The sequence below is a fragment of the Micromonospora fiedleri genome (genome assembly GCF_016774385.1).
GTDB classification, from domain to species: Bacteria; Actinomycetota; Actinomycetes; order Mycobacteriales; family Micromonosporaceae; genus Micromonospora; species Micromonospora gifhornensis.
In genome coordinates this window covers 1-459 of the sequence record NZ_JAETXL010000074.1, presented here as the reverse complement: position 1 = coordinate 459, position 459 = coordinate 1, and the positions used below count along the sequence as shown (strand labels likewise).

The 459-nt window shown below is 71.2% G+C and carries 1 pseudogene; it reads right to left on the bottom strand.

The features are described 5' to 3' along the window. Positions 1-459, bottom strand: a pseudogene (locus JMF97_RS30695) (DnaJ domain-containing protein); the annotation flags it as partial.

Below are 459 nucleotides of genomic sequence, written 5' to 3'. Positions count from 1 at the left end.
CGGCACGGTAACTCCCGGATCCTCGTCGTCGAAGTGGAGCGCCACCTCGGTCCCGACGACCCGACCGCGGGCCGGACCGGGCGCAACGCCGCCGGTGCCGCCACCCTGGCCGCCGGTGAAGATCGAACTGAACAGGTCGGAGATGTTGCGCCCGGCGAACCGACCGCCTCCGCCGGGAGTTCCCCCGCCGAACAGGTCGGAGACGTCGAAGGGCATCCCGCCGGGCTGGCCCGGCTGGCGGGCGCCCCGGCGGAACGCCCCCGAGCCGAACAGCGACCGCATCTCGTCGTACTCGCGGCGCTTGGTGTCGTCGCCCAGCACCGCGTACACCTCGGAGAGCGCCTTGAAGCGCTACTCGGCCTTGCGGTCACCGGGGTAGTGGTCCGGGTGAGTACTCACGGCCAGCCTTCCGTACACCGTTTTGGACGCATCCACGGCAGCCGTCATCCGCACCCCGAT